24 protein-coding genes are annotated in these 22138 nt (G+C 69.0%); 14 read left to right on the forward strand and 10 right to left on the reverse strand.

The window, feature by feature from the left end:
- The first annotated feature begins 17 nt into the window (after nucleotides 1-17).
- The gene (locus OCH239_RS11040; RefSeq protein ID WP_037262406.1) at nucleotides 18-620 is read left to right on the forward strand and encodes an inner membrane-spanning protein YciB; all 603 of its coding nucleotides are present in this window, start codon (nucleotides 18-20) and stop codon (nucleotides 618-620) included.
- Nucleotides 621-629: 9 nt separating this feature from the next.
- On the opposite strand, the gene OCH239_RS11045 is transcribed toward OCH239_RS11040, so the two are convergent.
- Entirely contained in the window at nucleotides 630-1067 is a 438-nt protein-coding gene (locus tag OCH239_RS11045) for an Lrp/AsnC family transcriptional regulator (protein ID WP_037262408.1), read from the reverse strand.
- A gap of 105 nt (nucleotides 1068-1172) precedes the next feature.
- Here OCH239_RS11045 and OCH239_RS11050 point away from each other — a divergent pair, with 105 nt between their 5' ends.
- From OCH239_RS11050 to OCH239_RS11075, 6 genes are all read left to right on the forward strand, one after another.
- Complete coding sequence (locus OCH239_RS11050) at nucleotides 1173-2297, forward strand: type III PLP-dependent enzyme (protein ID WP_037262411.1); 1125 nt, start codon at nucleotides 1173-1175, stop codon at nucleotides 2295-2297.
- Between the two features lie 78 nt (nucleotides 2298-2375).
- The gene (locus OCH239_RS11055; protein WP_037262413.1) at nucleotides 2376-4673 is read left to right on the forward strand and encodes a xanthine dehydrogenase family protein molybdopterin-binding subunit; all 2298 of its coding nucleotides are present in this window, start codon (nucleotides 2376-2378) and stop codon (nucleotides 4671-4673) included.
- 208 nt (nucleotides 4674-4881) lie between these two features.
- A complete protein-coding gene (locus tag OCH239_RS11060; RefSeq protein ID WP_037262415.1) occupies nucleotides 4882-5349 on the forward strand; it encodes a CoA-binding protein in 468 nt (155 codons plus the stop codon).
- 208 nt (nucleotides 5350-5557) lie between these two features.
- The gene (locus tag OCH239_RS11065; RefSeq protein ID WP_037262417.1) at nucleotides 5558-6283 is read left to right on the forward strand and encodes a carboxyltransferase domain-containing protein; all 726 of its coding nucleotides are present in this window, start codon (nucleotides 5558-5560) and stop codon (nucleotides 6281-6283) included.
- Entirely contained in the window at nucleotides 6280-7290 is a 1011-nt protein-coding gene (locus tag OCH239_RS11070) for a 5-oxoprolinase subunit C family protein (RefSeq protein WP_037262420.1), read from the forward strand. The genes OCH239_RS11065 and OCH239_RS11070 overlap by 4 nt, the downstream gene beginning before the upstream one ends.
- Nucleotide 7291: 1 nt before the next feature.
- Nucleotides 7292-8059, forward strand: coding sequence for a LamB/YcsF family protein (locus tag OCH239_RS11075; protein ID WP_157577852.1), 768 nt, complete (start codon nucleotides 7292-7294; stop codon nucleotides 8057-8059).
- 6 nt (nucleotides 8060-8065) lie between these two features.
- On the opposite strand, the gene OCH239_RS11080 is transcribed toward OCH239_RS11075, so the two are convergent.
- Nucleotides 8066-9331 carry a glycerate kinase type-2 family protein gene (locus tag OCH239_RS11080; RefSeq protein WP_037262422.1) on the reverse strand — a complete coding sequence of 422 codons (1266 nt, stop codon included), beginning with the start codon at nucleotides 9329-9331 and terminating at the stop codon, nucleotides 8066-8068.
- 16 nt (nucleotides 9332-9347) lie between these two features.
- Nucleotides 9348-9737: a hypothetical protein gene (locus OCH239_RS11085; protein ID WP_037262424.1), complete on the reverse strand. Its 390-nt coding sequence runs from the start codon at nucleotides 9735-9737 to the stop codon at nucleotides 9348-9350.
- A 97-nt stretch (nucleotides 9738-9834) separates the two neighbouring features.
- Here OCH239_RS11085 and OCH239_RS11090 point away from each other — a divergent pair, with 97 nt between their 5' ends.
- Together OCH239_RS11090 and OCH239_RS11095 are read left to right on the forward strand one after the other, a co-directional pair.
- Nucleotides 9835-10092 (forward strand): I78 family peptidase inhibitor, encoded by a 258-nt coding sequence (locus tag OCH239_RS11090; protein WP_037262426.1) that lies wholly within the window; start codon nucleotides 9835-9837, stop codon nucleotides 10090-10092.
- Nucleotides 10093-10197: 105 nt separating this feature from the next.
- On the forward strand, nucleotides 10198-10605 hold the full coding sequence (locus OCH239_RS11095) for a universal stress protein (RefSeq protein WP_037262429.1): 408 nt from the start codon (nucleotides 10198-10200) through the stop codon (nucleotides 10603-10605).
- Between the two features lie 42 nt (nucleotides 10606-10647).
- On the opposite strand, the gene OCH239_RS11100 is transcribed toward OCH239_RS11095, so the two are convergent.
- The 3 genes from OCH239_RS11100 to OCH239_RS11110 form a co-directional block, all read right to left on the reverse strand.
- Nucleotides 10648-10833: a PLDc N-terminal domain-containing protein gene (locus OCH239_RS11100; protein ID WP_037262431.1), complete on the reverse strand. Its 186-nt coding sequence runs from the start codon at nucleotides 10831-10833 to the stop codon at nucleotides 10648-10650.
- Between the two features lie 86 nt (nucleotides 10834-10919).
- Nucleotides 10920-13118 (reverse strand): excinuclease ABC subunit UvrB, encoded by a 2199-nt coding sequence (uvrB, locus tag OCH239_RS11105; RefSeq protein ID WP_037262433.1) that lies wholly within the window; start codon nucleotides 13116-13118, stop codon nucleotides 10920-10922.
- Between the two features lie 169 nt (nucleotides 13119-13287).
- Nucleotides 13288-14025, reverse strand: coding sequence for a YkgJ family cysteine cluster protein (locus OCH239_RS11110; protein WP_037262435.1), 738 nt, complete (start codon nucleotides 14023-14025; stop codon nucleotides 13288-13290).
- A gap of 139 nt (nucleotides 14026-14164) precedes the next feature.
- Between OCH239_RS11110 and OCH239_RS11115 the strand changes: the two genes are divergently transcribed.
- Nucleotides 14165-15823: an ABC transporter permease gene (locus OCH239_RS11115; RefSeq protein WP_037262436.1), complete on the forward strand. Its 1659-nt coding sequence runs from the start codon at nucleotides 14165-14167 to the stop codon at nucleotides 15821-15823.
- Nucleotides 15824-15827: 4 nt separating this feature from the next.
- Here OCH239_RS11115 and OCH239_RS11120 read toward each other — a convergent pair whose 3' ends face one another.
- Nucleotides 15828-16130: an FtsB family cell division protein gene (locus OCH239_RS11120; protein WP_037262437.1), complete on the reverse strand. Its 303-nt coding sequence runs from the start codon at nucleotides 16128-16130 to the stop codon at nucleotides 15828-15830.
- Between the two features lie 93 nt (nucleotides 16131-16223).
- Nucleotides 16224-17411 carry a phosphoglycerate kinase gene (locus OCH239_RS11125; protein ID WP_037262438.1) on the reverse strand — a complete coding sequence of 396 codons (1188 nt, stop codon included), beginning with the start codon at nucleotides 17409-17411 and terminating at the stop codon, nucleotides 16224-16226.
- A 131-nt stretch (nucleotides 17412-17542) separates the two neighbouring features.
- Between OCH239_RS11125 and OCH239_RS11130 the strand changes: the two genes are divergently transcribed.
- Complete coding sequence (locus OCH239_RS11130) at nucleotides 17543-18049, forward strand: peptidylprolyl isomerase (RefSeq protein WP_037262439.1); 507 nt, start codon at nucleotides 17543-17545, stop codon at nucleotides 18047-18049.
- Nucleotides 18042-18593, forward strand: coding sequence for a peptidylprolyl isomerase (locus tag OCH239_RS11135; protein WP_037262440.1), 552 nt, complete (start codon nucleotides 18042-18044; stop codon nucleotides 18591-18593). Before OCH239_RS11130 ends, OCH239_RS11135 begins: the two co-directional genes overlap by 8 nt.
- On the opposite strand, the gene OCH239_RS11140 is transcribed toward OCH239_RS11135, so the two are convergent.
- On the reverse strand, nucleotides 18583-19476 hold the full coding sequence (locus tag OCH239_RS11140; protein ID WP_084782372.1) for a GNAT family N-acetyltransferase: 894 nt from the start codon (nucleotides 19474-19476) through the stop codon (nucleotides 18583-18585). The genes OCH239_RS11135 and OCH239_RS11140 overlap by 11 nt on opposite strands.
- 48 nt (nucleotides 19477-19524) lie before the next feature.
- Between OCH239_RS11140 and OCH239_RS23740 the strand changes: the two genes are divergently transcribed.
- Nucleotides 19525-19653 carry a hypothetical protein gene (locus OCH239_RS23740; RefSeq protein ID WP_280110839.1) on the forward strand — a complete coding sequence of 43 codons (129 nt, stop codon included), beginning with the start codon at nucleotides 19525-19527 and terminating at the stop codon, nucleotides 19651-19653.
- A 15-nt stretch (nucleotides 19654-19668) separates the two neighbouring features.
- On the opposite strand, the gene tyrS is transcribed toward OCH239_RS23740, so the two are convergent.
- Entirely contained in the window at nucleotides 19669-20922 is a 1254-nt protein-coding gene (gene tyrS, locus OCH239_RS11145) for a tyrosine--tRNA ligase (protein WP_037262441.1), read from the reverse strand.
- Nucleotides 20923-21011: 89 nt separating this feature from the next.
- Between tyrS and OCH239_RS11150 the strand changes: the two genes are divergently transcribed.
- Nucleotides 21012-22130, forward strand: a complete 1119-nt coding sequence (locus tag OCH239_RS11150) for an anhydro-N-acetylmuramic acid kinase (RefSeq protein WP_037262442.1) — start codon at nucleotides 21012-21014, stop codon at nucleotides 22128-22130.
- The last annotated feature ends 8 nt before the right edge of the window (nucleotides 22131-22138 follow it).

The following is a 22138-nucleotide window of genomic DNA, read 5'->3' on the forward strand; positions in this document are numbered from 1 at the left end:
ACGAGCCGGAGGTGACCATGGCCAAACGCGAGATCAATCCGATGCTGAAGACGGCGCTGGAGCTGGGGCCGGTGCTGGCCTTCTTCGTGGCGTATCTGCTGCTCAAGGACCGCGTGTTCGAGATCGGCGGGCGCGACTACGAGGGTTTCATCGTGGTCACCGCGGGCTTCGTGCCGGTGATGATCGCGGCGACGGGCGTGCTCTGGGCACTCACGGGGCACCTCAGTCGCATGCAGGTGGTGACGGTGGTGCTGATCGTCGTCTTCGGCGGGCTGTCGGTCTGGCTCAACGACGAGCGGTTCTTCAAGATGAAGCCGACGCTGATCTACCTGATCTTCGGGGGCGTCCTCGGCTTCGGTCTGCTGCGCGGCCAGAGCTACCTGCGCTTCGTGATGGAGGGGCTGATGCCGCTCGAGGACGAGGGCTGGATGATCCTGACGAAGCGCGTCACCATCTTCTTCCTCGGCCTCGCCCTCGCCAACGAGGTTGTGTGGCGGACGATGTCCACCGAGACTTGGGTCTATTTCAAGACCTTCGGTCTGACAGCGGCCTTGTTCCTGTTCTTCATGTTCCAGGGCGGACTCTTCCGCCGCTACGGCACCGGAGAGGACGAGGCCTGAACCCGCGCCTCACCGCCTGTCGAGCTTGGTCGAGAGGTGGATGAGGCTTTCCGAGCTTCTGACACCCTTGGCCTCGCCGATCCGGTCGAGCGTGTCGTCGAGCGCCTCGGTCGTGTCGGCCACCACCTCGAGGATCATGTCGACGCGGCCGCTCGTCGTGTGCGCCGCCTCGACCCCGCGCAGCGCCTTGAGGCGCGCGAGCACGGCGGGGCCCGAACGCGGCTCGATTGCCACCAGAACCGTGGCGCGGAGCGCGGGCCGCAGCTTGGCGCCGGGCTTCAGCGTGTAGCCCGCGATCACCCCGCGATCCTCGAGCCGTTCGATCCGCGCCTGTACGGTCGTGCGCGCGATGCCGAGGCGCCGCGCAAGTGCCGCGACCGAGGCGCGCGCATCCTCGGAGAGCGCGGCGAGCAGTGCGCGGTCGGTTTCGTCGATCTGACTGGTCATCCTGCCTCTTTAACTGACTTGCGCGACATTCTGCCACAAGTGCCGAGCGACTTCGACATATCTCGGCCCCACCATGACAAAAAAGGCCCGAGCAGGAGTACCGTCATGACGACCCAACGCCCCGTGGCGACCGATCCGGTTGCGCATCTGGTCCGCCATCGTCCCGACGCGCCGGTCTTCTTCTTTCGCCCCGGCACGTTGGCCGCGACCGCGCGGCTTTTCGCGGGGGGCTTTCCGGGACAGGTGACCTACGCGATCAAGGCCAACCCGGCGCCCGAGATCCTGGCGACGCTCGCGGCGAGCGGCATCGCGGCCTTCGACGTCGCCTCGCCGCAGGAGATGCGGGCCGTGCGGACCGTCTGTCCTCGGGCCGTGCTGCATTACAACAACCCGGTGCGCTCGACGGGAGAGATCGCCGAGGCGCGGCGTCTCGGCGTGCGGTCGTGGTCGGTGGACCGGGTCTCTGAGCTCGAGAAGCTCGGCCCTCTCGATGAAACGCACGAGGTATCGGTGCGCCTGCGCCTGCCCGTGGCAGGCGCGGCCTACGATTTCGGCGCGAAGTTCGGCGCCGATCCCGAGCTGGCCGCGGAGCTCCTGGCCCGGGTCGCCGCGATGGGCGCCGTTCCGTCGATGACCTTCCATCCCGGCACGCAATGCCCCGACGGGGCGGCCTGGGCGCGGTACATCCATGCGGCGGCCGAGGTGGCGGAACGCGCTGGCGTCCGGCTTGCTCGGCTCAATGTCGGCGGCGGCTTTCCGGCGCATCGCGACAGTGCCGCGCCCGATCTCGGCGCGATCTTCGCGGCCATCCGCGAGGCGGCCGAGCAGGCCTTCGACACGCAACCGGTGCTGCTCTGCGAGCCCGGGCGCGCGATGGTCGCGGATGCGGTGACGCTGGCGGTGCGCGTGAAGGCGGTGGACGACGGTGCGATCACGCTCAACGACGGGGTCTACGGCGCATTCGGCGAATGGCGCGACCTGCCCGCGATGTCGCGGGTGTCGGTCGTCGCCCCGGATGGCACGCCCCGGACAGGCGATGCGAGCGCGCGCATCGTCTTCGGGCCGACCTGCGACAGCCTCGACCGGTTGCCTCACCCGCTGGAGCTTCCCGCCGACCTCGCCGAGGACGATTACGTCCTGATCGAGGGGATGGGCGCCTATGGCGCGGCGCTCGTGACCGGCTTCAACGGCTACGGCACGCGCGAGGTGGTGACGCTCGGCATCGACTGACGCGCGGCGGCCCTCTGGACAGGGCGCGCGGGGACCGTAAGGTGCCCCGGGCACGCAGGAACGAGGGCGAGGGGCAGCATGGACAAGTTCGGCAAGAGCCAGCCGGTCAAGCGGGTCGAGGACGTGCGCTTCCTCACCGGACACGGGCGGTACATTGACGACGACGCTCCCGAGGGCGCGCTTTTCGCCTGTTTCCTGCGGTCTCCCGTCGCCCATGCGGACATCACCGGACTCGACGTGTCGGAGGCGCGCGCCGCCGTGGGCGTGCACCTTGTCCTGACCGCGGCCGATCTTGCCGAGGCGGGGATCACGAGCGGGCTGCCGACCGTCATGGTGCCGAACCGGGACGGAACGAAATCCGAACCGCCGCGCCGTCCGCTCCTTGCCGAGGGGCGCGTCCGCTTCGTGGGCGAGCCGGTGGCGATGGTGGTCGCGGAGACGCGGGATCAGGCCAAAGACGCCGCCGAGCTGATCGAACTCGACCTCGAGGACCGCGCACCGCACATGGAGACGCGTGCGGGGGGCGAGGCGATCCACGAGACGGTGCCGGACAACCGCGCTTTCGATTACGGGCTCGGCGACGAGGCGGCGACGGCGGCGGCCTTCGACAGCGCGGCGCGGGTGGTGCGCCTCACGGTCGAGAACAGCCGCATCATCTCGAACCCCATGGAGGCGCGGGGCTGCCACGCGACATGGAACGGCGACCGGCTGCATTTCGGCTTTTCCGGACAGGGCGTCTGGCAGATGAAGGATCTTCTCTCGAAGTTCCTCGGCCTCGATGCCGACGCCGTGCACGTGACGACGCCGGACGTGGGCGGCGGGTTCGGCACCAAGACGATGCCGTACCCTGAGTATTTTCCCGTCGCCCATGCCGCGCGGGTGCTGGGTAAACCGGTGCGCTGGTTCGCGGAGCGCGGCGAGGGGATGCTCTCGGACAATGCTGGCCGCGACCTCGTCTCGGAGGCCGAGCTCGCCTTCGACGAGGACAACCGCATCACCGGCTACCGGGTGCACACGCGGTTCAATCTCGGAGCGTATCTCTCGGGCTTCGGGCCGTTGATGCAGACCCATCTCTTCTCGCGCGTCCTCACGGGGGTCTACGACATCCCCACGGCCTGGCTGCGCTCGGAGGGGATCGTGACCAACACCACGCAGGTCGACGCCTATCGCGGCGCGGGGCGGCCCGAGGCGAATTACCTGCTCGAGCGGATGATGGACCGGGCGGCGCGCGAGCTCGGCGTCGATCCCTGGGAGCTGCGCCGGATCAACTTCATCAAGCCGCAGCAATTTCCCTACGACACGGTGTCTGGCGAGACCTACGACGTGGGAGACTTCTCGCGTGTCCTGACCCGTGCGGCCGAGGCTGCGGATGCGGGCGGCTTTGCTTCGCGGCGGGCGCAGTCTGAGGCGCGGGGCAAGCTGCGGGGGCAGGGCATCTGCTATTACATTGAGTCGATCCTTGGGGCGCCGAACGAGGACGTACGGATCGAGTTCGAGGAGGACGGCGCGGTCATCTATGTCGGGACGCAGTCGAACGGGCAGGGGCACGAGACGGTCTTCGCGCAGTTCCTGTCCGACCAGTCGGGCATCCCCGTGGACAAGATACGCGTCGTGCAGGGCGACAGCGACCTCATCGCCAAGGGCGGCGGCACCGGCGGGTCGCGCTCGGTCACCGTGCAGGCGAATGTCACGCTCGTCGCGGTCGAGCAGATCGTCGAGGCGTTCCGCACCTTCCTCGCGCCCGAGATGGGTGTCGATCCGCAGGCGATATCCTTCGACGACGAGCGCTTCCGGGCGGAGGGCTCCAACCTCACGCCGACGATGCTGGAGGCGGCGCAGATGGCGCGGGAGACCGGGCGCGGGGATCTTCTGGTCCATGCGGCCACGGCGACGCTGCCGGCGCGGTCCTTCCCGAACGGCGCGCATGTCGCCGAGGTCGAGGTCGATCCCGAAACGGGTGAGGTGACGCTCGACCGCTATTCGGTCGTGGATGATTTCGGCAATCTCGTGAACCCGCTCCTCGTCGCGGGGCAGGTGCACGGCGGCATCGCCCAGGGTGTGGGGCAGGCGCTCTACGAGCGGGTGGCCTATGACGAGACCGGGCAGCTTCTGACCGCGAGCTTCATGGATTACGCGATGCCGCGGGCCGACAACATGCCGATGTTCGGGTTCGACACCGAGCCGGTGCCCTCGACCGCGAACCAGCTCGGCATGAAGGGCTGTGGCGAGGCCGGGACCGTCGGCTCGATCGCGGCGACGGCGAACGCGGTGCAGGATGCGCTCTGGTCCCGCGGCGTGCGTCAGGCGGACATCCCGTTCACGCCGGTCCGGGTCTGGGAGATGCTGCGCGGCGCCGAGGCTATGGCGGCGGAATGATCTCCGCCCGGAAGTTGCGCGGAACGTCAACCTTTTTCGTTCACGACTTCTTTAGGGGACTTCACACTGTGACTTTCGTGCCCATGTTTAGTGCAGGCTCGCGGGACCGGAACCCCCGCGAGACCTTCACTGTCCCTCGTTCCGTACCTGCGCCCGAGTTAGATCTCGGGCGCTTTTTTGTGTCCGGAGAACGGGTTACGGTCGGCTCATGACCTATGCGGACGAATTTCTGAGGGACGTGCTGAAACGCGCGCGGACCATCGCGGTCGTGGGCGTGTCGATGAACGAGATCCGGCCCTCCTATTACGTGGCGCGGTATCTGTCGCTCAAGGGATACAGGGTGATTCCGGTCAATCCCGGGCACGCGGGCAAGACGCTCTTCGGGGAGACGGTGATCGGGGATCTGTCCGAGGCGCCCGACGACGTCGACATAGTCGACATCTTCCGCCGCTCGGATGCGGTCCCCCCGATCGTTGAGCGCGCGCTCGAGGTGTTGCCCGGGCTCCGGACGATCTGGATGCAGATCGGGGTCGAGCATGCCGAGGCGGCGGCGCAGGCCGAGGCGCGCGGGATCGATGTGATCCAGAACCGCTGCCCCAAGATCGAGCATCAGCGTCTTTTCGGAGAGCTGCGGAAGGGTGGTTTCGCGACCGGCGTGATCTCGTCCAAGCTGTGAGCCGCCCGGCGCTCCTGCCGTTCGCTTCCCATCGAGAGGGTGGGGCGTGTCGACGCCGAGGGCGGACGTCGCCTGCTGCGTCCGAGCGCTGGATCTGGGCGGGCTCCCGTCGTGGATCGGGACACGACCCGGCGCCGGGCGCTCGCCCAGTATCGGCCTTGCGCCCAGCGGGCCCGGGCGGTTTTCCTGAACCACGGGAAGGGACGGCATGACGGACGGGTTTCCACGGATCGACAGCGCGGGCACGGACGGGCTGCTGGTTCGGTTCTCCGGCGCGCTCGGCGAGCCCGCGAACCGGGCGGCGCTCGCGTATCGCGCGGCGCTCGACGCCGAGGGGATCGAGGGCGTGGCGGAGACCTCGACCTCGCTCGTCTCGACCTTCCTGCGGCTCGATCCGGGGTCAGATCCGGGCGCGGTGGAGGAGCGGGCGCGGACGCTTCTGGACTCGCGGAACTGGACCGAGGCGCCGCTGCCTGCGGGGCGGCGATTCGTGCGGATCCCGACGCTCTACGGTACGGATCGGGCGCCGCAGCTCGCCGCCGCGGCGGAGGCGGCGGGGATGAGCGCGGAGGAGGCGGTCCGGCAGCTGTCGCAGGCGCGGGTGCGGGTCACGACGATCGGCTTCGCCCCGGGGCAGCCCTATCTCGGCACGCTGCCCGAGGACTGGGACATCCCGCGCAGCGCGGAGCTTGCGCAGGTTCCGGCGGCGGCTCTCGTGGTTGCGGTGCGGCAACTGGTTCTCTTTGCCAATGCCAGCCCGACCGGGTGGCGCCATGTCGGGCAGACCGGGCTCCGACTCTTCCGGCCGGAGAGCGAAACGCCGTTTGTGTTGCGCCCCGGCGACGAGGTGACGTTTCCCGCCGTGGACGAGGCGGAGTTCTCTCGGATCGAAGGCGACGACGACGGCGGCGCGGACTGGGAGGACGTCGCGTGAGCGCATCGCTGCATGTCGAGAAAGCCGGGCCGCAGGTCACGGTCCAGGATCTCGGACGATCCGGGGCGCTGGCCTTCGGCCTCTCGCGCGGCGGTGCGATGGACCGGATGGCGCTGTTCGAGGGGGCGGCGCTTCTCGGTCAGGATGCGGGGCTCGCGGCGCTCGAGATGGCCGGTGCAGGCGGCACGTTCCGGGCCGAAGGGGCGTGCCGCATCGCGCTGACCGGAGCGCCGATGCGGGCGCAGACGGATGGGCGGGCGCTGACGTGGAACGCCTCGCACGAGCTGGAGGACGGCGCGGTGCTCGAGATCGGCGCGGCGGAGCGCGGGATCTACGGCTACCTTCACGTCGGCGGCGGGATCGAGTCCGACATGGTACTGGGCGCGCGGTCGGCGCATCTGGCCGGAGGGCTCGGGCGCGCGCTCGCGGCCGGGGACGTGCTTTCGGTGGGCGGGGGCGGACGCTCGGGACAGATCTTGCCGTCCGAGGAAAGGTTCGGTGGCGGCAGGGTGCGCGTCGTGCCGAGCCTGCAGACCGCGGTCTTTCCAGACGAGACGCGCGCGCGGTTCGAGAAGACCGAATTCCGCAAGGATGCAAGGGCCAACCGGCAGGGCGCGCGGATGGATGCGGAGGGCGAAGGCTTCGGTGTCGACGGAGGTCTGCATGTCGTCTCGGAGGTGATCGTGCCGGGTGACATCCAGATCACCGGCGACGGCACGCCATTCGTCCTTCTGGCGGAAAGCCAGACCACCGGGGGCTATCCTCGGATCGGCACCGTCATCCCGCCCGACCTTGCCCGCGTCGCGCAGGCGCAGCCGGGCGCGGCGCTGCGGTTCGAGTTCGTCACGCTGGAGGAGGGGCGGAGGCTCACCGCGGCGTGGCGCGAGGCGCGTCCCGGGCTGAAACCGCAGCCGCTGGTGCGCGATCCGGCGAAGATGACCGACCTCATGTCGTACACGCTGATCGGCGGCGTGACGGCGGGCGACGACCTTGATCAGGAGAGCTGACGTGGACCACGTGGACCTCAACGCCGACATGGGCGAGAGCTTCGGGCCCTGGAAGATGGGCGACGACGAGGCGCTGCTCGACGTGATCACCTCGGCCAACATCGCCTGCGGCTTCCATGCCGGGGACGCCGACGTGATGGCGGCGACGATGGCGCGGGCGGTCGAGCGCGGTGTCGGGATCGGGGCACATCCCGGCTTTCCAGACCTTCAGGGGTTCGGGCGGCGGAAGATGGACATTCCGGGCGGGACGCTCGCCAACATGGTCCGCTATCAGGTCGCCGCGGCGCAGGGCATGGCGCGGGTCGCGGGCGGACGGGTCCGGCACCTCAAGCTGCACGGGGCGATGGCGAACATGGCCTCGCAGGACGCCGAGATGGCCAGGCGCGCCTATGACGCGGCGCTCGAACTCGATCCGGACCTCATCTTGATGGTGCTCGCGGGGACGAAGCAGGAAGAGGCGGCGCGGGGTCTCGGCTGCCTCTGGGCGGGAGAGATCTTTGCCGACCGGGCCTATAACGACGATGCGACGCTGGTCGACCGCTCGCAGCCGGGGGCGGTGATCCACGAGCCGGACGTGGCCGCCGAGCGCATGGTGCGGATGGTCGAGGCCGGGGCGATCCTGACCGAGAGCGGCGCGCGGATCGGCGCGGCGGTCGACACGATCTGCCTTCACGGAGACGGAACGACAGCCCTCGCGATCGCCCGCGCGGTGCGGGACGCGCTGAAGGATGCGGGCGTGACGCTTCGGACCTTCGAGGGGCGGCGGTAGGGCCCGCTACTGCTGGCCCGGGACCATGAGCAGCGCCTGCACGTCGGCGACATTGGTGCCGGTGGCGGGGACCTGCAGCAGGTCCCCCGCGAGCCTGAGCGCCCGGTAGCTGTCGTTGTCGGCAAGGAGGGCCTCCGCGTCGCCGCCTGCCGCGCGGATGCGCTCCGCCGTCCCGCCGTCGACGATCCCGCCCGCGGCATCGGTCGGCCCGTCGCGCCCATCCGTTCCGGCGGAGAGGAAGACCCACGGCCAGTCGTGGTCCGGTGCGGCGAGCGCGATGCGCAGGGCCATTTCCTGATTGCGGCCGCCTTTGCCCGAACCCGAGAGGCGCACGGTGGTCTCTCCTCCGAAGAGGAGCGCGGTTGGTCGATCCGGGGTGGCGAGATGCGTCAGCACCTCACGGGCCGCGTCGCCCACATCCCCGGTCAGGTGATCCGAGACGATGCGGGCCGCGAACCCTGCGCGTTCCGTGGTTTCCTCCATCGCCTCGAGCGAGACGCGGTTCGAGCCGATGAGGTGGTTGCGCGCCGGCGTCGCGGGCTCCTTTTGGGTCGCGCTCTCGAGCCGGTCCTTCGCGGCTTGCGGGAGACGGTCCCAGAGCCCCGCTTCGGCGAGCAGGTGCCGTGCTTCCTCGGGCGTGCCGATGGGCTCGGAGGTGGGGCCGGAGGCGACGACGCGCAGGTCGTCGCCGATCACGTCGGAGAGGATGTAGGCGGTCACCGGTGCGGGTGCGGCGCGGCGCAGGAACCCGCCGCCTTTCAACTCGGACAGCTGCTGCCGGACGAGATTGGTGCCGACGATGTCGAGCCCGCCCGCGAGGAGCACCTCGTTCACCGCCTGCTTGTCGGCGAGCGTGAGGGGCGGCACCGGTGCGGGCAGGAGCGCCGAGCCGCCACCCGACACGAGCGCGATCACGCGGTCGTCCGGACCGGCCGCGTCGAGGCGGCGCATGACCTCCTGCGCGGCCTCGGCGCCGGCGGCGTCGGGGACGGGATGACCCGCGCGCATCACCCTGGAGCCGGACACGTCCATCTCGTTCTCGTGATGTGTGACGGCGAGCGCGTCGACAGCACCCTCCACTCGCGCGAGCGCGGCCTGCATCATCTGCGGCGCGGCCTTGCCGAAGGCGATGAGGACCGTGCGGCCTGTGGCTTTGTCCGGGGGCGCCTTGTCCCAGGCGCGGGCGAGGGCGCGCGCGGGATCGGCGGCGGCAATCGCGGCCTCGTAAAGTGTCCGCGCGAGGTCGCGCAGGTCGGCAATGTCGTGTGGCATGCGGCTCTCCGGTCGCTCAGCGCTGCTCCGCAAGGCTGTCGGCATAGACGTTGCGGCACTGGGCGGCGCCGGTATCGGCCGAGGTCTGCAGCGCGGGCAGGCGGGCGCGGATCTCGTCGGCGCGCTGGGCGACGCGGACGAGGTTCACCGGCACGCGCTTCGGCACACGCTGGGTGCGCTCGCGGACACACGGGTAGGGATCGCCGTCGCCGTCGACGCAGGTGACGAAGACCGGATAGCTGCGGGTGCGGTACTCGATCGCGTAGCCGCGGGCGAGAATCTGTTCGAGCTCGCGCAGCTCGCTCTCGGCGGCGGTGAGACTGGCGCGGGCCTGCGAGACGCACCGCTCGAGCGGGGTGGCGCAGGCGGCGAGGAGAGCGAGGAAGACGATCGGGATCAGGCGCATGACCAAGAGCTTACCAGCTTTCCGGGCCCTGTCGATCCTTGGCAGGGCCCCGCCGCGGCGCTAGCGTGACGGAAATGACCAAGTCCGGAGAAGTGCCATGCGACGCGTCCTGATCCTCCTTGCCGCGGGGCTGGCGGCCTGCACCGCGGCCGAGCCCAATCCCTCGGCGCCAGCCTGCGGGGCGGACGGCTACCAGAGCCTCGTCGGCAGCCCGCTCGCGGCGGTGACCCTGCCCGCGGAGCTGCCGCAGCGGGTGATCCGGCCCGGCGAGATCGTCACGATGGAGTACCGGGCCGACCGGCTGACCATCGACGTCGACGAGGCCGGCACGATCACCGGTGTCCGCTGCGGCTGAGCCTCCGGCCTTGCTGCGGGAGCCCGGCGATTTCGAACGAAACATGACATGAATCAATGCGATGCCTGCCTGTCCCGCCCAAGGTCGGGGCAGGAGGTAATCGCCATGTACAAGAAGATACTGATCCCGATCGCACCCGACCATATCGAGGCGGTGGAAGACAGCATCGCCGTCGCGCGCCAACTTGCGGGCGAGAATACGGTCATTGAGGCAATGTCAGTGCTGGAGATGATCCCGCTCTATGTCGCGGCCGAGGTGCCTGCCGAAGTCTACGAAAAATCCAGTTGCGAGATGAAAAAGCAGCTCGAAGAGGCGTTTCGCGACAAACCCGAGGTGAAGGTCTCTGCCGTGACCGGCTCTCCCGCGTCCAAGATCGTGGACGTGGCGCGTGACGAGGGCTTCGATCTGATCGTGATCCGCTCGCACAAGCCCGGTCTGCAGGACTGGTTTCTCGGCTCCACGGCGGGCCGCGTGGTTCGTCACGCCCCTTGCGCGGTGCACGTCCTGCGCTGAGGGGTGAAGACCGCCGGGGCGCGCAGGCCCCGGCGCCTTGCCTCAGGGGTTGACCGTCTTGTCGCCGGGCCCCGCCACGAGCCAGGCGATGAAGCCGAGCAGCGGCAGGATGAGGATCAGCAGGACCCAGAGCACCTTTGCGCCGGTGGATGCGCCCGAGGTGATGATCTTGTAGATCGCGTAGATGTCGAGGATGAGGACGAGAAGTCCGAGAATTCCGTATTCCATGATGTGCCCTCCTGTACGGGGTATGCTTTTCGACAAACCGATGGAGGGGGGCTCGCGTTCCGTCGCCCGGCCAAGTGAGCAGCGGCCTACTTCTTCTTCCGGCGCTGCACATTGCCGCCACGCTGTCCCGGTCGGCCCGCGGTCGAGCGGCCGGAGCGCTTGGTCGCCTCGTCGGAGGCCTTCTCGACCGCCTGCTGCCTGGCGAGGGGGTCGTCGGCGACGGCGAGGTCGACGGCTTCGAGACGCTTGACCTCGTCGCGCAGGCGCGCCGCCTCCTCGAATTCGAGGTTCTCGGCGGCCTTGCGCATGTCCGTCCGCAGCCCCTCGAGCACCGCCTGCATGTTCGAGCCCTGGTGTGCGGGCTCGATCTTGGCGGTGACGCGGTTCATGTCGGTGTCGCCCTGATAGACGCCCGCCAGCACGTCCTCGACGTTCTTGCGGATCGTCTCGGGGGTGATGCCGTGTTCCTCGTTGTAGGCGATCTGCTTCTCGCGGCGACGGTTGGTCTCGCCGATGGCACGCTCCATCGAACCGGTGACGCGGTCGGCATACATGATCACCCGGCCCTCGGCGTTCCGCGCGGCGCGGCCGATGGTCTGGATCAGCGAGGTCTCGGAGCGCAGGAAGCCTTCCTTGTCCGCGTCGAGGATCGCGACCAGACCGCATTCGGGTATGTCGAGCCCCTCGCGCAGGAGGTTGATGCCGACGAGCACGTCGAAGGCGCCGAGGCGCAGGTCGCGCAGGATCTCGATCCGCTCGATCGTGTCGATGTCGGAATGCATGTAGCGCACGCGGATGCCCTGCTCGTGCAGGTACTCGGTCAGGTCCTCGGCCATGCGTTTGGTGAGCACGGTGCAGAGCACGCGGTAGCCGTCGGCCGCCACTTTGCGGATCTCGTCGAGGAGATCGTCCACCTGCGTCTCGACGGGGCGGATCTCGACCTGCGGATCGAGAAGACCGGTGGGGCGGATGACCTGCTCGGTGAAGACGCCGCCCGACTGGTCGAGTTCCCAGTTCGCCGGCGTCGCCGACACGAAGATCGATTGCGGGCGCATCGCGTCCCATTCCTCGAACTTGAGCGGGCGGTTGTCCATGCAGGAGGGCAGGCGGAAGCCGTGCTCGGCCAGCGTGAACTTGCGCCGGTAGTCTCCCTTGTACATCGCGCCGATCTGCGGGACCGAGACGTGGCTCTCGTCGGCGAAGACGATGGCCTCGTCGGGGATGAATTCGAAGAGCGTCGGGGGCGGCTCGCCCGGCGCGCGGCCCGTGAGGTAGCGCGAGTAGTTCTCGATCCCGTTGCAGGTGCCAGTCGCCTCGAGCATTTCGAGATCGAAGTTGGTGCGCTGTTCGAGCCGCTGCGCCTCGAGCAGCTTGCCCTCGCCGACGAGGATGTCGAGCCGCTGGCGCAACTCCGTCTTGATCTTCTCGATCGCCTGCTTGAGCGTCGGACGGGGCGTCACGTAGTGCGAGTTGGCGTAGATCCGGATGCGGTCGAAGCTGGTGGATTTCTGTCCCGTCAGCGGATCGAACTCGGTGATCGCCTCGAGCTCCTCGCCGAAGAAGCTGAAGCGCCAGGCGCGGTCCTCGAGGTGAGCGGGCCAGACCTCGAGCACGTCGCCGCGGACCCGGAAGCTGCCGCGCTGGAAGCCCTGATCGTTGCGCTTGTATTGCTGCGCCACGAGATCGGCCATGACCGCGCGCTGGTCGTATTCCTTGCCGACGAAGAGATCCTGCGTCATCGCGCCGTAGGTCTCGACCGAGCCGATGCCGTAGATGCACGACACCGAGGCCACGATCACCACGTCGTCGCGTTCGAGCAGCGCGCGGGTGGCCGAGTGGCGCATCCGGTCGATCTGCTCGTTGATCTGGGATTCCTTCTCGATATACGTGTCCGAGCGCGGCACGTAGGCCTCGGGCTGGTAGTAATCGTAGTAGCTGACGAAGTACTCGACCGCGTTCTCCGGGAAGAACTGCCGGAATTCGCCGTAGAGCTGGGCCGCCAGCGTCTTGTTCGGGGCGAGGATGATCGCGGGGCGCTGGGTCGCCTCGATCACCTTGCCCATGGTGAAGGTCTTGCCGGTGCCCGTCGCGCCGAGCAGCACCTGATTGCGCTCGCCCGACATCACCTGTTCCGACAGCTCCTTGATCGCGGTCGGCTGGTCGCCGGCGGGCGAATATTCGGTATGCATGACGAACCGCTTGCCGCCCTCCAGCTTCTCGCGCTGCGCCACCTCGGGGGCGGGCGCGTGCAGGATGGGCATGGCTTCGGGATCGTTGTTGTGCATGGGGCCGCTCTTGTCAGGTCTGCCCCAGACTTGCGCCCGGATCGGCGCCGTTCAAGGGGTAGCCGAGAACCGGGTTTGGCCGAGGAGGGAAACTTTCGCCTGTTCGCTGGTGCGTGTCCCGGATCGGACGCGCTCGGGCCAACGTGACGCTTCGGTCGGGCGAGGCGGGTCAGTCCGTCGCGGCTCCGGTCAGGCGCGCGCGCTCGTCCTCGAGCGTGCGCGGCTTGTGTCGCGCCTCGCGCAGCGCCGCCGCGAGATCCCGGCCCTCGACCGCGGCGGCGGCGATCCGGGCGAGCGCGTAGGTCGGGACCGTGACCGCGCCCTGCAGCCCGGCGCGGCCGAGCGCCTGCACGGTCAGGTACGTCCTCTGCGCGCCGAGAACTCCGGGACCCGCGGCGGGTGTGCCTTCCGAGATCTGGCGGCAGGCTTCGGCATCGGGCGAGACGTAGGTGCGGCAGATCATCGGACGCGCGTCGTAAGCCCGGCACATGCGCGTCTCGGGATCGAGGGCGGGGCAGGCGCGAGAATGCCATGCCCGCCCGTCCGGCGCCCCGGCAAGCGGCACGAGCGCCTCGTGCAGGCGCCGCGCCTCGGCCTCGAGGATGACCGCACCCTCGTCCCCGGCGAGGATGCAGCAGAAGGCGCAGCCGGGCGCGCAGGCCGCCAGCCGCACCGGAGCCGAGTCCGTCTGGGCCGTCAGTTCCGCCCCGCCGATACGCAGCGCGGGAAGACCCGACTTGATCTCCCGCGCGACGTCCTCGACGGCGAGCCCGTGCGTCGCGGCGGTTTCGAGATAGACGTCGAGCATTCGGCGGGCCCGTGCCACCTCGTCACCGCCGCGCATCGTCACCTTGCCGACACGGGCACGGAGTTCCGCGACGCTGCGGGGCAGGCCCTTGGCCTTCATGGCCAGGACCGCTCGGTATCCGTGGCGCTGACGCCGGTGTGAGATGTGACGGGCATCGGGGGCTTCAGATTGCTTCCCCGCGGACCTATAAGAGCCCCCGCATTCCGTCAAACCCCGTGCCACCCTCAGGGACGTGCCCATGACCCTCAGCGCGAGCGATCCTGCCTCCCAGCCTGCGCCCCGGCGCCGGCCGAACCTCTGGTCCGCGGGGGCGGTCCTGATCGCGGCGCTGGTGCTGGCGCCGATCCTGTCGGTGCTGGGCCTCGCGTTCTTCCCCGAGGAGAACATCTGGCCGCATCTCATCTCGACGACGCTGCCGCGCTATCTCGGCAACACCGCGGTACTGATGGCGGGGACCGGCCTCATGACCGCCTGCATGGGCACGGGCGCGGCCTGGCTCGTGGCGCGCTACGATTTTCCGGGCCGGCGCTGGCTCGAATGGCTGCTGCTCCTACCGCTGGCGATTCCCGCCTATGTCGGGGCCTACGCGCTGGTCGACTTCCTCGAATACGCCGGACCGGTCCAGACGGCCTTGCGCGACCTCTTCGGCTGGCAGAGCGCGCGCGACTACTGGTTCCCCCAGATCCGCTCGATGGGGGCGGCGATCGTTGTTCTGTCCGCGGCGCTTTATCCCTACGTCTACCTGCTCACCCGCAACGCCTTCCGCGAGCAGTCGGGCAGTGCCGAGGAGGTGGCCCAGTCGCTCGGCGCGGGCGCCTTTGCACGGTTCCGCCGGATCGGCCTGCCGCTCGCGCGGCCCGCCATCGCCGCGGGCGTCGCCATCGTGATGATGGAGGCGGTCAACGATTTCGGCACCGTGGATTACTTCGCGGTGCAGACGCTGACGACCGGCATCTTCTCGGTCTGGCTGCAATCGGGCAATGCGGGCGGCGCGGCGCAGATCGCCTGCGTGATCCTCGTCGTGGTAGTGCTGCTGGTCTCGCTCGAGCGCACCTCGCGCCGACGGATGCGCTTTTTCAACCTCTCGACCCGGCACCGGCCGGTGCTGCGCAAGCGGCTGACGGGGCGGGCGGGGCTCGCGGCCTGTCTGGCCTGCGGGTTCCCCTTCGCCCTCGGCTTCGTTCTCCCGGTGGGGGTGATCCTCGAACATGCCTTCGACAACGCAGGAGAATGGACCGATCCGCAGCTCGTTCGCGCCGGCCTGCACACGATGACGGTGGGCGCCATCGCGGCGGCGGTGACGGTCGCGGGCGGTGTCTTCATGGTCTACGGCGTGCGCCTCTCGGGGCGGCGGCTGCCGCGTCTGCTGATGCCGATCACCTCGATCGGCTATGCCGCGCCGGGGGCGGTGCTTGGCGTCGGCATCCTGATCCCGCTCGCGGCCATCGACAACGCGGTCGCGGACGCGATCGAGAACGCCACCGGGGTCGATATCGGTCTCGTGATGACGGGATCTGCCTTCGCGCTGGTGCTCGCCTATTTTGTGCGGTTCTTCGCCATCGCCCAGGGTGCGGCGGACGCGGCGATGGGGCGGGTATCGCCGAACCTGCCGCTCGCCGCGCGCTCGCTCGGACGCAGCGAGGGGCAGGTCCTCGGCGCGGTCTATTACCCGCTCATCCGCTCGAGCGTCGCTTCGGCTCTGCTGCTCGTCTTCGTCGATTGCGTGAAGGAACTGCCCGCGACGCTTCTCCTGCGGCCGTTCAACTACGAGACGCTGGCGACCCGGGTGCACCAGCAGGCCAGCCTCGAGAATCTCGGCGGCGCGGCCCCGGCGGCGGTGCTGGTAATCTTGGTCGGGCTGATCGCGGTGGGGATGCTGGCGCGGGCGAACCGCTAAGCGCTCAGCGCACCACTACTTCGTTCGAGCGGATCAGCCCCAGCACGTCGCGCGCCTGTTCGTCGAGAAGGTCGAGATCGAGGTAATCGTCCGAGAGGCGTTTGGTGAGGTTCTCCATCCGTGCGACGTCGGCCTCGAGCGAGGCGAGCTCCTCGCGGAGCACGCGGGTCTCGACCTCGATCTCGGCGCGGCGGAAGAGACCGTAATCTCCCTGCACGGCGGCGAAGGTGAAGTAGCCGCCGACCACAAGGGAGCCGGAGAAGAAGATAAGCGCCCCGATGGCGGGGCGGGACTTGCGATTGCTCATGGCTCTGCCTCGATCGCGCCTCTGGCACCGGGCGCTTGTGGCGTGACCATGCCACAGCGCCCGGCGCTTGGGAATCCCTTGCGCGAGGGGGTGTTACCCGAGCGCCGCAACCCCCGGCAGGTCCTTGCCCTCCATCCATTCGAGGAAGGCGCCGCCCGCCGTCGAGACATAGGTGAAGTGATCGGACGCGTCCGCCTTGTTGAGCGCCGCGACGGTGTCACCGCCGCCCGCGACGGAGATCAGCTTGCCCGCCTTCGTGAGTTCCGCGGCATATCCCGCGGCGGCGTTGGTCGCCTCGTCGAACGGCTTGATCTCGAAGGCGCCGAGCGGGCCGTTCCAGATCAGCGTCTCGGACCGGTCCAGCACCTCCTTGATATGGGCGACGCTGTCGGGTCCGGTGTCGAGGATCATCGCGTCGGACGGCACGTCCTCGGTCTTGACGATCTGGTGCGGCGCGCCCGCCTCGAAGCGGTGCGCGACCACCACGTCGCGCGGCAGCAGGATCTCGCAGCCGGCCTCGGCCGCCTTTTCCGCGATCTCGGAGGCGGTGCCGGTCATGTCGTGCTCGCAGAGCGACTTGCCCACGTCGAGGCCCTGCGCGGCGAGGAAGGTGTTCGCCATGCCGCCGCCGATCACCAGCGTGTCGACGCGGGTGACGAGATTCGACAGAAGGTCGAGCTTGGTCGACACCTTCGCGCCGCCGACCACGGCGACCGCCGGTCGCTTGGGCTCCCCGAGCGCCTTTTCGAGGGCCGAGAGCTCCGCTTCCATCAGCCGGCCCGCGCAGGAGGGCAGCTTGCGGGCCAGCGCTTCCGTAGAGGCATGCGCCCGGTGCGCCGCCGAAAACGCGTCGTTGCAGTAGATGTCGCCGAGTTCCGCCATCTCGGAGGCGAGAGCGTCGTCGTTCTTCTCCTCCCCGGGATGGAAGCGGGTGTTCTCGAGCAGAACGACCTCGCCGTCGCCCATCGCCTCGATCGCGCTCTGCGCCGAGGGGCCGCGGCAATCGGCGGCGAATACGACGCGGGTGCCGAAGGCCTCCTCGAGTGCGGGGATCAGCGGCTGGAGGCTCATCTCAGGCACGCGTTCGCCCTTGGGGCGGCCGAAATGGGCCAGCAGGATCGGCTTGCCGCCCTTCGACAGGATGTCCTTGATCGTCGGAACCACGCGCTCGATCCGGGTCGCGTCGGTCACGCGGCCGTCCTCGACCGGCACGTTGATGTCCACGCGGGTCAGCACGCGCTTGCCTGCCAGATCCATGTCGTCGAGCGTCTTCCACGCCATATTCATCTCCTGCGTTCCCGTTTCGGCATTTGCATGGCCCGCTGCGGGGCCGTCGTCAACAAACCCTGCCTTGTGGTGCCGCGTTCCCGCCTCTACCTAGGGCGGGACTTTATGACAGAGGGAGAGCCGCCATGGCGGAGATCAAGGACCCCGAGAACACCATCCTGATGGAGCTGAAGGACGGCACCGTCGTCATCGAGCTTCTGCCGGACGTCGCGCCGCAGCACAGCGAGCGCATGAAGGATCTCGCGCGGAGCGGCGCCTACGACAACGTCGCCTTCCACCGCGTGATCGACGGCTTCATGGCGCAGACCGGTGACGTCGCGCACGGCAACATGGAAAACGACTTCAACCTGCGGCGCGCAGGGACGGGCGGCTCGGCGATGCCGGACCTGCCGGCGGAATTCTCGAAGCTGCCGCACGACCGCGGCACGCTCGGCGCGGCGCGCAGCCAGAACCCCAATTCGGCGAATTCGCAGTTCTTCATCAGCTTCAAGGACAACCACTTCCTGAACGGCCAGTACACCGTCTACGGCCGCGTCATCGAGGGGATGGAGCATGTCGACGCGATCACCCGCGGCGAGCCGCCGGAGAATCCCGACCGCATGATCAGCGTGAAGGTCGCCGCCGATGCGTAACTTGGTCGTCGCAGGCCTGATCGTGGCGGCCGGACCCGCCGCCGCGACGGGCATCGAGATCGACGTCGCGGGCGAGGGCGCAAACGGCACCATCGCCATCGACCTCTTCGAGGACGTCGCCCCCGAGCATGTCGAGCGGATCACCACGCTCGCCCAGGACGGCGCCTACGACAACGTGGTCTTCCACCGGGTGATCGACGGCTTCATGGCCCAGACCGGCGACGTCGAGTTCGGAAAGGCCGGCGGCGACATGCGCATGGCCGGACGCGGCGGATCGGACAAGCCGGACCTGCCGGCCGAGTTCTCGGACCGGTCCTTCGAGACCGGCACCGTGGGCATGGCCCGCTCGCAATCGCCCGACAGCGCCAATTCGCAGTTCTTCATCATGCTCGCGCCCGCACCGCATCTCGACGGCAGCTACACCGTCGTGGGAGAGGTGACCGGCGGGCAGGACGTGGTCGACGCGATCAAGCGCGGCACCGGGCAGAACGGCGCGATCGTCGGCCAGCCGGACGTCATGGAAGCGGTGCGCGTCACCGAGTGAGGCGCGCCGGGGCAGGGGAGCCCGGCTCGCCCTGCGGCCACGCCCAGGCCGGTGGCGCCCTCCGCGCCATCGGCGCCAGCACCGGATGGTGGAGCCAGGTGCCGCCGAGGCGCACAGGCTCGGCCCCGGTGCCGAGCTTGAACGCGGCAAGCCCCCCGGCGGTCTTCGTCTCGATCGTTCCAAGGTCGAGCCTGTCGTAGCCTTGCTCCGCCGCCCAGCACATCGCCTCCCAGAGAAGCGCGTTCATGGCGTGCGTCCTGCGACCCTCCGGCAAGGACACCGCGACCTGCCATGTCGCGGTGCTGCCGTGCAGCAGCACGACCGCGCCCGCGAGGGTCGCTCCCTCCCCATGGGCCACGAAAAGCCGCGCCGCCCCGGCGCTGGTCTCGGCCCAGGCGGCGCAAAGGCTCGCAGGCCAGCCGCGATAGCCGCGGCGCTGTGCCTGTTCGGCCTCCGCTGCAAGCAACCAGTGCCGGGGATCTGCGGGCAGCGCACTTGCCTTCACCGTGACCCCCGCGCGCTGCGCCGCATTGAGCCGGTTGCGCCATTTCTGCCTGAGGCGCGCGCGCATCTGCGCCTCGGGGCCGAGCGGCAGGGTGGCGAGGGTCGCCGGCGTCAGGATCGGCCAGAATCCCGCCCGCCAGAGATCCGCATCGCGTCCTTCCTCTGCGTTGAGAAGAAGCGGTCCCGGACGCGCCGCCGCGGCGAGCCATCCTGTGCCGGCAGGCGCGCGCGAGATGAGCCGCACGGGCCCGAAGAGGGGCAGGCGCCGCCGCTGCTCGATCCAGCACGTGCCGCAGGGCGCGCGGCCCCGCTCCACCGGCCAGCCGAGAGCCCGTGCGGCGTGAAAGAATTCGTCCGATTGTTGCAGGGCGCGAGACATGGTCCCGATTGACCGATCGGAAACCTAAAACCGAGTAAACTTCGGCGAATGAGGCAGACGATTCCTCCACCCCGTCCGACACGCGCTGCAGCTCTCCTCGCCGCGATGCTGCTATCGCTGCCCTTCGCCCTGATCGCGCTCGGGGAGCTGGCCTGGTGGCTGCTCGCGGGCGGCTGACCGCCCGCGAACCGATTACTCCGCGAGCTTGACGAGCGCGTGCCGCTTCTTGCCTGCCGAGAGCTTCACCGGCGATTGCAGCGCGCCGGCGTCGAGCATGAGCCCGGGATCGGTCAGCGCCTCGTCGCCCATCCGCGCGCCGTTGTCCGAAATGAGCCGCTTGGCCTCCTTGCCGGACTTCGCGAGCCCCGAGCGCACCAAGACCTGCACGATCGAGATGCCACCCGCGACCTCGTCCCGGCTGAGCTCGACCGTGGGAAGATCGTCCCCAGCGCCGCCCTTCTCGAAGACCTCGCGCGCGGTCGCCTGCGCAGCCTCGGCCGCCTCCCGCCCGTGGCAGAGCGCCGTGACCTCATTCGCGAGCACGGCCTTGGCCTCGTTGATCTCGGCCCCGCCGAGCGCGCCCAGCCGCTCGCATTCCTCGACCGGGAGCTCGGTATAGAGCTTGAGGAACCGGCCCACATCCGCGTCGGTCGTGTTGCGCCAGAACTGCCAGAACTCGTAGGGGCTCAGCATGTCGGAGTTGAGCCACACGGCCCCGCCCGCGGACTTGCCCATCTTGCGCCCGTCCGAGGTGGTCAGGAGCGGCGAGGTCAGACCGAAGATCTCTGCGTCGAGAACCCGGCGGGTCAGGTCGATGCCGTTGACGATGTTGCCCCATTGGTCGGATCCGCCCATCTGCAGCACGCAGGAATAGCGGCGGTTGAGCTCGAGGAAGTCGTAGGCCTGCAGGATCATGTAGTTGAACTCGAGGAACGACAGCGACTGCTCCCGGTCGAGCCGCGACTTCACGCTCTCGAAGCTCAGCATCCGGTTCACGCTGAAATGCCGCCCGATGTCGCGCAGGAACTCGAGGTAGTTGAGCCCGTCCAGCCACTCGGCGTTGTCGAGCATCAGCGCGCCGTTCTCGCCCTTCTCGTAGGTCAGGTACTTGGCGAAGACCTGTTTCATGCCCTCGATGTTCTCGGCGATCTGGTCGGGCCCGAGCAGCGGGCGCTCGTCCGAGCGGAAGGACGGATCGCCCACCTTGGTGGTGCCGCCGCCCATGAGCGTGATCGGCTTGTGGCCGCATTTCTGAAACCAGCGCAGCATCATCACGTTCAGAAGATGCCCGACATGCAGCGACTTGGCGGTCGCGTCGTAGCCGATATAGGCGGTGACCATCCCGGCGGAGAGCGCCTCGTCGAGCCCCTGATAATCGGTGCAATCGGCGAGATAGCCGCGCTCCATCATCACGCGCATGAAATCCGATTTGGGATGGTAGGTCATCGCTGAACCCTCGCGAAGTGGTGGTCTCGCGGCTATAAAGCGGCAAACGGCAACATCCAATCCCGGTTTTCACGGCAAGGCAGGCACACATGAGCAGGAACGAAGCGATCTGGGCGCTCGGCGCGATGTCGGGCACGTCGCTCGACGGCGTCGACGCGGCGATGGTGCTGACCGACGGCGAGACGGTGTTCGAGACCGGCGCGTCGGATTACCGGTCCTATGCGCCGGACGAGACGGCCATCTTGCGCGCCGCGCTCGGCCGCTGGCCGGGCGACGATCTCGACGCTGCGGCGGAGGTCGTGCATCGCGTCCATCTCGATGTGCTCTCGAGTTTCGAGGGCGCGGAGCTCGTGGGCTTTCACGGCCAGACGCTCGCGCACGAGCCGCGCGGGCGGGGCACGCACCAGCTCGGAGATGGAGCGGCCCTCGCGGAGGCGCTCGGGCTGCCGGTGGTCTGGGATTTCCGCTCGTCGGACGTGCGCTTCGGCGGTGAGGGCGCGCCGCTTGCGCCCTTCTACCACTTCGCCTGCGCCAGATCCCTCGGCGCGGCCGAACCGCTCGCCTTCCTCAATCTCGGTGGTGTCGGCAACATCACCTGGATCGACCCGTCGAAGGCCCGGCCCGAGGATGAGGGCGCGCTCCTCGCCTTCGACACCGGGCCCGCGAACGCACCGCTCAACGATCTGATGATGGAGCGAAAGGGTCTTCCCTACGACGAGAACGGCGCACTCTCCGGCGAGGGCAGCGTCGATGAGGGCGCTCTCGGGCGCTTCCTCGAGGAGAGCTACTTCCGGAAGAGCCCGCCGAAATCCCTCGACCGGGACGATTTCCCGGGGCTGCGCGACCTCGTGCGCGATTTCGGCGACGCGGATGCGGCGGCGACCGTGACGGCGATGGCGGTGGCGGCGGTGCGGCGTGCCATCGCGCATTGCCCGGCGCCGCCCTCCCGCCTGCTCGTCTGTGGAGGCGGACGCAAGAACCCGGTGATGATGGCGATGCTCGGAGCTGGTCTAGACTGCCCGGTCGAGCCCGTCGAAGCGGTCGGTCTCGACGGCGACATGCTCGAGGCGCAGGCCTTCGCCTTTCTCGCGGTGCGGGTCATGCGGGGCCTGCCCACCTCTTGTCCCGCAACGACCGGCGTCAGCGTCGCGGTGGGAGGGGGAGAGATCAGCCGGCCCGCCGATACCCCGAAGATGCGCCTGGGCTGACCGTCGGG

The organism is Roseivivax halodurans JCM 10272, from assembly GCF_000521785.1.
Taxonomy (GTDB): Bacteria; Pseudomonadota; Alphaproteobacteria; order Rhodobacterales; family Rhodobacteraceae; genus Roseivivax; species Roseivivax halodurans.

Coding starts and splice junctions, on each gene's coding strand:
- OCH239_RS11120 (WP_037262437.1), bottom strand. CDS start 16,130: ATGAGCAATCGCAAGTCCCGCCCCGCCATCGGGGCGCTTATCTTCTTC.
- OCH239_RS11140 (WP_084782372.1), bottom strand. CDS start 19,476: ATGTCTCGCGCCCTGCAACAATCGGACGAATTCTTTCACGCCGCACGG.
- tyrS (WP_037262441.1), bottom strand. CDS start 20,922: ATGACCTACCATCCCAAATCGGATTTCATGCGCGTGATGATGGAGCGC.
- OCH239_RS11130 (WP_037262439.1), top strand. CDS start 17,543: ATGGCGGAGATCAAGGACCCCGAGAACACCATCCTGATGGAGCTGAAG.
- OCH239_RS11080 (WP_037262422.1), bottom strand. CDS start 9,331: ATGCCACACGACATTGCCGACCTGCGCGACCTCGCGCGGACACTTTAC.
- OCH239_RS11095 (WP_037262429.1), top strand. CDS start 10,198: ATGTACAAGAAGATACTGATCCCGATCGCACCCGACCATATCGAGGCG.
- OCH239_RS23740 (WP_280110839.1), top strand. CDS start 19,525: ATGAGGCAGACGATTCCTCCACCCCGTCCGACACGCGCTGCAGCTCTC.
- OCH239_RS11050 (WP_037262411.1), top strand. CDS start 1,173: ATGACGACCCAACGCCCCGTGGCGACCGATCCGGTTGCGCATCTGGTC.
- OCH239_RS11090 (WP_037262426.1), top strand. CDS start 9,835: ATGCGACGCGTCCTGATCCTCCTTGCCGCGGGGCTGGCGGCCTGCACC.
- OCH239_RS11110 (WP_037262435.1), bottom strand. CDS start 14,025: ATGAAGGCCAAGGGCCTGCCCCGCAGCGTCGCGGAACTCCGTGCCCGT.
- OCH239_RS11065 (WP_037262417.1), top strand. CDS start 5,558: ATGACGGACGGGTTTCCACGGATCGACAGCGCGGGCACGGACGGGCTG.
- OCH239_RS11125 (WP_037262438.1), bottom strand. CDS start 17,411: ATGGCGTGGAAGACGCTCGACGACATGGATCTGGCAGGCAAGCGCGTG.
- uvrB (WP_037262433.1), bottom strand. CDS start 13,118: ATGCACAACAACGATCCCGAAGCCATGCCCATCCTGCACGCGCCCGCC.
- OCH239_RS11150 (WP_037262442.1), top strand. CDS start 21,012: ATGAGCAGGAACGAAGCGATCTGGGCGCTCGGCGCGATGTCGGGCACG.
- OCH239_RS11040 (WP_037262406.1), top strand. CDS start 18: ATGGCCAAACGCGAGATCAATCCGATGCTGAAGACGGCGCTGGAGCTG.
- OCH239_RS11055 (WP_037262413.1), top strand. CDS start 2,376: ATGGACAAGTTCGGCAAGAGCCAGCCGGTCAAGCGGGTCGAGGACGTG.
- OCH239_RS11045 (WP_037262408.1), bottom strand. CDS start 1,067: ATGACCAGTCAGATCGACGAAACCGACCGCGCACTGCTCGCCGCGCTC.
- OCH239_RS11100 (WP_037262431.1), bottom strand. CDS start 10,833: ATGGAATACGGAATTCTCGGACTTCTCGTCCTCATCCTCGACATCTAC.
- OCH239_RS11060 (WP_037262415.1), top strand. CDS start 4,882: ATGACCTATGCGGACGAATTTCTGAGGGACGTGCTGAAACGCGCGCGG.
- OCH239_RS11085 (WP_037262424.1), bottom strand. CDS start 9,737: ATGCGCCTGATCCCGATCGTCTTCCTCGCTCTCCTCGCCGCCTGCGCC.
- OCH239_RS11115 (WP_037262436.1), top strand. CDS start 14,165: ATGACCCTCAGCGCGAGCGATCCTGCCTCCCAGCCTGCGCCCCGGCGC.
- OCH239_RS11135 (WP_037262440.1), top strand. CDS start 18,042: ATGCGTAACTTGGTCGTCGCAGGCCTGATCGTGGCGGCCGGACCCGCC.